Source organism: Stenotrophomonas sp. HMWF023, from assembly GCF_003060985.1.
Classification (GTDB): Bacteria; Pseudomonadota; Gammaproteobacteria; order Xanthomonadales; family Xanthomonadaceae; genus Stenotrophomonas; species Stenotrophomonas lactitubi.
The window spans coordinates 2,325-10,646 of the sequence record NZ_QAIJ01000033.1 but is presented as its reverse complement, the minus strand read 5'-3'; the positions used below and the strand labels follow the sequence as shown (position 1 = coordinate 10,646).

The 8,322-nt window shown below is 66.1% G+C and carries 5 protein-coding genes; all 5 read right to left on the bottom strand.

What is annotated here, in order from left to right:
- Nucleotides 1–168: 168 nt before the first annotated feature.
- The gene (locus DBR20_RS01450; RefSeq protein ID WP_108264935.1) at nucleotides 169–1,758 is read right to left on the bottom strand and encodes an alkaline phosphatase D family protein; all 1,590 of its coding nucleotides are present in this window, start codon (nucleotides 1,756–1,758) and stop codon (nucleotides 169–171) included.
- A complete protein-coding gene (locus DBR20_RS01445; RefSeq protein ID WP_108264934.1) occupies nucleotides 1,758–4,001 on the bottom strand; it encodes a TonB-dependent receptor in 2,244 nt (747 codons plus the stop codon). Before DBR20_RS01445 ends, DBR20_RS01450 begins: the two co-directional genes overlap by 1 nt.
- 201 nt (nucleotides 4,002–4,202) lie before the next feature.
- Nucleotides 4,203–5,633, bottom strand: coding sequence for a replicative DNA helicase (locus tag DBR20_RS01440; RefSeq protein WP_100552983.1), 1,431 nt, complete (start codon nucleotides 5,631–5,633; stop codon nucleotides 4,203–4,205).
- 213 nt (nucleotides 5,634–5,846) lie between these two features.
- The gene (locus DBR20_RS01435; protein ID WP_025876784.1) at nucleotides 5,847–6,407 is read right to left on the bottom strand and encodes an NAD(P)H-dependent oxidoreductase; all 561 of its coding nucleotides are present in this window, start codon (nucleotides 6,405–6,407) and stop codon (nucleotides 5,847–5,849) included.
- Nucleotides 6,408–6,473: 66 nt separating this feature from the next.
- Nucleotides 6,474–8,322: asparagine synthase (glutamine-hydrolyzing) (gene asnB, locus DBR20_RS01430; RefSeq protein ID WP_108264942.1), on the bottom strand; the 1,849-nt coding region annotated here is incomplete at its 5' end.

The window sequence follows — 8,322 nt, the reverse complement described above, 5'->3', positions numbered from 1 at the left end:
CCGCCCTGCCCCAGTCCGGGCAAACGGTTTGCGACGAAACCCGGCTGGGGGCGATGAAACCGTTCGATCTGCGCCCTGCGTCTGCCCGGTAGCGCCGGGCCATGCCCGGCGGGTTGCATGGGTGTGCGGACCAAGGTCCGCACCCACCGAGGAGGTCCGCACCCGCCATTACACCGGCACGGCCCCAGGGCGACCGTGGCTCACCTGGAAGCGCGCGGCAGTGCGAACTTCTGCATCACGCCGCAGCACACTGTCGGCGAAGCGCAGTTCCGCGTCCACGGTCTGCCGGTTCAACTGCAGCTTCCACCAGCCACGCCGGTCGCCATCGAAATAGCGGATATGCGGATTCTGCGGGATCGACGGGCCGTAGTACGGGCCATACGGGGTGTCATCGCCACCGCTGCTGATCGCCGGGGCGATGAACTCGGTGGCGATCACCGGCGCATCCGCTGCATCGAAATCCAGCTTCAGGTCATTGACGAACGTGGAGTGCCAGTCACCGCCCAGTACGATGGCGTTGCCCTGCCCGCCGGCCTGCATCGCCTGCAACAGGCGCCTGCGGGCGGCCGGATAACCATCCCAGGCGTCGTTCCAGAAACGTTCGCGCGGCGTGCCCTGCTCCAACCGCAACTGCGCCATCAGCAGCTGCTGCACCACCACGTTCCAGCGTGTTCCCGCCGCGGCCGCCATCGACTGCGCGAACCAGGCCTCCTGCCCGACCCCGAGCATGCTCATGCGCGGGTCCAGGGCGGCTTCACAGCGTGGCGATTCGCCGACGCCACAGGGATTGGCCGGACGGAACTGGCGGCAATCCAGCAGCGTCAGCTGGGCCAGGTCGCCGTAGCGCAGGCGGCGGTGCACGCGCAGTCCACCGTTGCCGGTGGGCGTGCTGCGCATCGGCAGGTGTTCGTAAAACGCGCGATACGCAGCGGCGCGGCGAACGATGAAGTCCTCGGTCGGCACGTCGCTCTTTTCCGGATGGATGCCGGAATAATCGTTCTGCACTTCGTGGTCGTCCCAGATCACCGCAAAGGCGTGCGCAGCGTGCGCGGCCTGCAGGTCCGGGTCGAGCTTGTGCAGCGCGTACTGGTCGCGGTAACGCTCCAGGCTGAGCGTTTCACCGCTGAAGCGCTGTGCATCCAGGGTGCTGCCACGCGCGTTCTGCAACGGGCTGTATTCGTACAGGTAGTCACCGGCATGCAGCACCAGATCGACATCGCTGCGGGCGATATCCGCCAGTACCGGGTAGTAGCCGCTGTTCCAGGCCTGGCAGGTGCATAACGCCAGCCGCAGCTGCTGCAGCTGCGCATCCGGCATCGGCGCGGTGCGGAAATGCCCGACCGGACTCTCCTCGCCACCGTCGCATGCGAATCGATAGTAGTAATCGCGCCCTGGACGCAGGCCGGTCACTTCCACGTGCACCGAATGGGCCAGCTCCGGCACGGCCGCCGCCACGCCACGCTGCACCAGCCGACGCATCGCCGGATCTTCGGCAATGAACCAGCGCACCGGGATCGCGCGCGACGGCATGCCACCGCCGTTGAGGGGATCCGGTGCAAGACGCGTCCACAGCACCGCACCCTGCGGATCCGGATCACCCGCGGCGATGCCGAGGGTGAACGGATCGCGCCCCAGTCGCGGCCGCGGACCGGTGGCGGCTATGCCGGGCATGGCCGCCAGTGCGATCGCCGCTCCGGTCCCCTGCCAGGCCAGGCGCAGCAGACGACGGCGGGTTTCCGGATCGGCGATGCGCTTCATCAGAAGCGCACGGTCGCGGTGGCCATCACCTGCCGCGGCGCACCGACCTGCATGGTCGCCAGGCTGCGGGTCGGATCAGCGGCGTAGGTGCCGTTGGTGTTGATGGTTGCCAGATACTGCTTGTCGGCCAGGTTGGTCAGGTTCAGCGCCAGGGTCAGGTTCTGCGCCGGGCCGAGCTTGCCCATGTCATAGGCCACCGACGCATTGATCAGCCAGTAGCTCGGCACGGAGACGTCATTGGTGTAGGTCACGTAGCGCTTGCCGACGTGGTTGGCGGCCAGGCGCAGGTCCCACGGGCCCGGCGTCCACGCCAGGGTGCTGGCGAACATCCATTCCGGTGTGTCGACCGTCTTCTTGCCGCGGGTCGGCACCACACCGTTGTTGACGTAGTCGTTGTCGTAGCTGCTGTCATTCCACGACAGCGCGTTGGACCAGCTCAGGTCCTGCATCGGCTTCAGCTGCAAGGTCGCCTCGGCACCGCGGCTGGTGACTGAACCCACGTTGGAATACAGCGCCGGGCAACCGAGGATGCCCACGCACTGGGCAATGGCCAGCAGGCGGTTGTCGAACTTGACGTCGTACACCGCGACCGAGGCTTCATACCCCTGGCCGTAGCCGCGCCAGCCCAGTTCGATGGTGCGCGATTGTTCCGGCTTCAGGTCCTTGGCGCTGGCATCGAACGCCACCTGCGGAACATTGAATGGACTGCCCACGCCCAGCGCATAGGCCGCGATGTTCTTCGCATACGAACCGAAGATTTCATTGCGCTCGTCCAGCTTGAAGTTGAAGCCGGCCTGCGGCAGCAGCCCCTTCTTCGCGGCCAGGCTGCTGTTGCTGGCATAGCTGCCCAGCGGCGTGCGCACGCTGGTGCGGGTGTTGGGCGACTTGGCGCCGACGTCGATGGTCAGGCGGTCATCAAACAGGCGGAAGCGGTCCTGCACGTAGAACTGGCGGGTGATGGTGGTGTAGCGCTGGTGCCACACGCGCTGGTCCGGGTTGCGCAGGAAGAAGTCGTCGGTGATCGGGCCATCGATGTAGTAGAAGTTGCGCTGCACGCTGTGGCCGTTGTCTTCGTACCACAGGCCCGCTTCCAGCTCGTGGCCACCCACGTTCCAGGTGAACGCCGAGGTCACGCCGGTGCGGTCGATCGCATATTCGGTGGTGCGGATCGAGATCGGAATCTCGCGGCTGGTGCCCGGGTTGGACGGATTGGACGGGCTGAACCAGTGGCCCTGGCCGCGGTTGCTGTGGTTGTAGACGTTGACCTTCAGGCGCATCGTCTCGTTGAGGCCGAAGTCACCGGCGATGCTGGAGACATCATCGTTGCGCAGACCATGACCCGAGTAATACGCATCCCACGGGCTGTTGACGCCGCCGCTGTACTGGCCTCGCGCAGCGGCCAGGGCACGGTCCCAGTCCGGCGCATAGTTGTCCCAGTTCCAGCCCAGGCGATCGATCATCTCCAGCGACAGGTCCTGGTAATCGGCTTCAACCCGGCGCGAGGCGTTGAACAGCGCGGTGATGCGGCTGTCGACGCCGAAGTTGTAGGTCGCCTTGCCGTTGAACTGCTTGAGTTCATGCGAGCCCTTTCCCTTCCACTTGTCGCTCTCCGAATACGCACCGGACAGGTAGGCGGCGAAGCCCTGGTGTTCGCCGGTTTCCAGGCGTGCATAGCTGCGCCGTGCGCTGTCGCTGCCCAGGCTCTGCGCCAGCACGACACCGTATTCGGTGGAGGGATCGATGGAATAGAACTGGAACACGCCACCCAGGTTGCTGGTCGACGGCGTACCCAGCGCGCCGATGCCGGTGGAGACCTCGGCACCGCCCAGGTTCTCGCTGATCACCGCGCGGCTGATGTGCAGGCCGTTGCTGTTGCCATAACTCATGTTGCCCAACGGAATGCCATCGAGCGTGTAGCCCAGGCGGTTCTGGTTGAAGCCGCGCAGGCTGATGCTGGTGGACCATTCGTAGGCACCGGTGGCATCGGCCGATTCGAAATGCACGCCCGGCTTGCTGGCCAGCAGCTTCAGCGGGTTGGCGCCGGGCGGCAGCACCTTCATGTCCTCGGCGGTCACGCGCTGGACCTGGCGTGCCTCGCCCCGGCCGATCACCGAGACCGAATCCAGGGTGGTGGCCGACTGTGCGTCGACGGCAGGAGCGGTTTCAGCGGCGGCCAGCAAAGGCAGTGAGGCACAGACCAGCAGGGCCAGCAGATTGCGGCGAAGCGGAGCATGGCAAGACATGGGGATTCCTTGGGCGCGCTGGACGCCGAAGGGCGGCGTCAAAAGGGCAGCAGCGGCGGAATCGTAGAAGCGTTGCGTTACATGTCATTTACACGCCACATACGGATTTTAGGCGATCCGCATGGAGTACATGACGTCGCGCGCCCGAACGGAAAGAGCCGAGCGTGGGCTTGGCTTTACAGGGCACGCCGGAATCATCGGTTATTCGAAAGAACCAACCGAGTCGTGGGCCAGGTTGTCGAAACGGGTGTACTCGCCGAAGAACTTCAGCTTGCACGAGCCGGTGGGGCCACCACGGTGCTTGCCGATGATGATCTCGGCCAGGCCCTTGTCCGGCGAATTTTCCTTGTTGTAGTAATCGTCGCGGTAGATGAAGACGATCATGTCCGCATCCTGCTCGATTGCGCCCGATTCGCGAAGGTCGGCCATCACCGGGCGCTTGTCGGTACGCGTTTCCAGCGAGCGGTTGAGCTGGGACAGCGCGATGACCGGCACGTGCAGTTCCTTGGCCAGGCCCTTCAGCGAACGCGAGATCTCGGAGATTTCGGTCGCGCGGTTTTCGCTGTTGCCCGGCACGCTCATCAGCTGCAGGTAGTCGATCACGATCAGGCCCAGATCGTGCTCGCGCTTGAGGCGGCGGCACTTGGAACGCAGGATCTCCGGCGACACGCCCGGCGTATCGTCGATGAAGATCTTGGTTTCCTTCAGCATCTTGATCGCACCGGTCACCCGGCTCCAGTCCTCGTCTTCCAGCTGGCCGGTACGCAGGCGCTGCGCGTTGATGCGGCCATTGGAGGAGATCAGGCGCATCGCCAGCTGCGATGCGGACATTTCCATCGAGAACACCGCCACGCCCTTCTTCGACTTGATCGCCGCGTACTCGGCGATGTTCAGGGCGAAGGTGGTCTTGCCCATCGCAGGACGCGCGGCAAGGATGATCAGGTCGGTCGGCTGCAGGCCGGCGGTCATCGCATCGAAATCGGTGTAGCCGGTCGGCAGGCCGGTGATGTTGCCGCCATTCTCGAAGCGGTTGCGCAGCTCTTCGAACGCGTCCTTCAACGCGCCGGGCATGGCCACGAAGTCGGTACGGCCGCGCGCGCCCTGTTCGGCAATGGCGAACACGCTCTTTTCCGCAGCGGACAACAGCTCGCTGCTGTCGCGGCCCTCGGGCTGGAAACCATCGTTGACGATGTCGGTGCCGACCTGGATCAGCTGCCGCAGCACCGCCTTGTCGCGCACGATCTCAGCATAGGCCACGATGTTCGCCGCCGACGGCGTGGTGCTGGCCAGTTCGATCAGATAGGCGCCGTCGCCCACCAGCTCCATCTTGCCCTGCGATTCGAACCACTCACCCAGAGTCACCGCATCGAACGGGCGCTCGCGCTCGGACAGCTCGCGGATCGCCCGGTAGATCATCTGGTGGTCGCGGCGGTAGAAGTCGCCCTCGGTCAACTGATCGTTGACCCGGTCGTAGGCGTCCGGTGCCAGCATCAGGCCGCCCAGCACCGCCTGTTCGGCCTCCACCGAGTGAGGCGGCACGCGCAACTGGTCGATACGCGATTCATCGCGATCGCGATCAAAGCCTTCGCCGCGCTCTCTGCGGTTGGAACGGAAGCCGGAACGGGCGGACATGCTGCGGTGTTTCCTGCAAAAGGGGCCAGACCAGTGTAGGCATGCGCCGACCCCGGCGGCCATGGACAAATCTGTGGATAAGCCGTGGAAGAACGGGGGATATCCGCCTGAGCCTGTCCAGACTAGCGCGGGGGCGTCGCATTGCCTGCGACGGGCGTCGTTGCGACGCCCGCAGCGGAGCATTATCGCAGATGGCGACCGCGGCCGCTGGCGTCAATCGCCCTTGGCATGTACCGCGATCAGGGCCAGGAACCGGTCCACGTAGCCCTGCAGGAACGTCTGCGTGCCTTCATTGTGGATCGTGCCGTCGGCATCGATCAGACCATCCTTGAAGTGGATGAACGCCTCGGGCTGGCCAAGCACGTGCATGTCCAGGAAGGCCAGGCTGTTGCGCAGGTGCTGCTGGGCCACCGCCGTGCCGATCTGGCCGATGGAGGCGCCGATCACCGCCGCTGGCTTGCCCGCGAAGGCGCTGTCGCCGTAAGGGCGCGAGCCGATGTCGATCGCATTCTTCAGCACGCCCGGCACGGAACGGTTGTATTCAGGGGTAACGAACAGCACGGCGTCGGCGGCGCGCACCTGGTCTTTCAGGCGCGTGCCCTGCGCCGGGTAGCTGGCGTCGAAATCCTGGTCGTACAGCGGCAGGTCGCCGATCTGCACATACTGGAAGCGCGCCTTGTCGCCGGCCAGCTTCTCCAGCGCGTGCGCCAGCTTGCGGTTGCAGGACTCTTTGCGCAGGCTGCCGACGAAAACGGCAATGGTGGGGACGGACATCAGGACATACTCCTCACGGTGCGGGAGAGCCAGCCTAGCGGCCGCGCCCTTCCCCACCGGTGAAGATCAGCCGCGCTGTACGCCTGCGCGTACCTGCCGCCAATGGTCCTGCCAGGCCTGGAACATCAGCACGTTCCACAGGTGCGTGTGCCACTTGCGCTGGCCGCCCAGGAACTGCTGCCACAGCGGCTGCACGGCCGCGGCCGACAGCACGCCCTCGCGTTCCAACCGCGCCGGCTGCAGCAGTTCGTCCGCCCAGGGTTTCAGATCGCCCTTCAGCCAATCACTGACCGGCGCGCCGAACCCACGCTTGGGCCGGTGCACCATCGATTGCGGCACGTACCGCCCCAGCACGCGCTTGAGCAGCACCTTGCTGGTCGATTCACTGCGCTTGAAGCCCAGCGGCAGCGACCACGCGAATTCGGCCACGCGCCAGTCCAGCAAGGGCGCGCGCGCCTCCAGGCTGACCGCCATCGAGGTGCGGTCCACCTTGCACAGCAGGTCGTCGGGCAGATAGCTGACGAAGTCAGCCAGCATCATCGCATCGGCCGGCGTACCGGCACCATGCAGCGGATCGGCCAGATCGTAGAAGCTGCCCGCCTCGCGTGCACCGATCACCGCCGCCGCTGGATCGCGCCAGCGCGAAATGCGGTTGCGATACACATCGCCGATGCCGCGCGCGCCGGTTTCGGCCAGCAACGCGGCCAGCCCACCAGTGCGCGACGCTTCACCCTGCTGGTGCGCACGCGCGCCCATCCAGCGCCGCAGCGGCGCTGGCACCCGTCCCAGCATCTGCCAGTTGCGCAGCGCGCGTACATAGCGGGTGTAGCCGAAAAACAGCTCATCGCCACCATCGCCGGACAACGCGACGGTCACGCCCTGCCGGGCGAGGCGGGCGACCAGCGCGGTCGGCACCTGCGAGGCATCGGCAAAGGGTTCATCGAACATCGCCGGCAGCTGCGGCACCACCGCCAGCGCATCGGCGCCGCTGACATACAGTTCGGTGTGATCGCAGCCAAGGTGGGTGGCCAGTTCCCTGGCCAACGGCGCCTCGTCGTGGTGGGAGCCGCTGAAGCCGATGCTGAAGCTGTGCACCGGCTGCCCGCTCTGCGCCTGCATCAGCGCCGCCACCAGCGACGAATCGGTGCCGCCGGACAGGAACACGCCCACCGGCACATCGGCGACCATGCGCAGCGCCACCGCATCCCGCAGCAGGCCATCCAGCTGCTCCTCGGCCTCCTCGATGCGGCCCTGGAACGGTGCGGCCAGTGCAGCCTGCATGCGCGCACGCGCGTCCCAGTACGGGCGCTGTGCCTGCTCTGGGCGATGTGCGCTGGCCCCTGCCGCCACCGCCGCCGCATCCAGCCGCAGCACGCGACCGGGCATCATCTTGTAGCAGCGCTGGTGGATGCTGTGCGGTGCGGGGATGTAATCCAGCCGCAGCAGCAGCGTCAGCGCATCGCGGTCGATATCGTTGTCGAAATCCGGGTGCTGCCACAGCGCCTTCAGCTCGGAGCCGAACACCAGCGCATCACCAGCCCAGCCGTAGTACAGCGGCTTCTTGCCGACCCGGTCGCGGGCCAGCCACAAGCACTGTTCCTGGCGATCCCACAAGGCAATGGCGAACATGCCGTTGGCGCGCTGCAGGGTGTCCTCGACACCCCACTGCAGGATCGCGGCCAGCAGCACCTCGGTATCGGAATGGCCACGGAATGCATGGCCCAGCGGTTCCAGTTCGGCGCGCAGGGCGGCGAAGTTGTAGACCTCGCCGTTGTAGGCCATCACATAGCGGCCGTCGGCCGAGGCCATCGGCTGGTGGCCCAGCGGTGAAAGATCGAGGATGCTCAGGCGCCGGTGGGCCAGGGCGATGCCGGCGGCGGCATCGACCCAGGTACCGCCGTCATCCGGCCCGCGA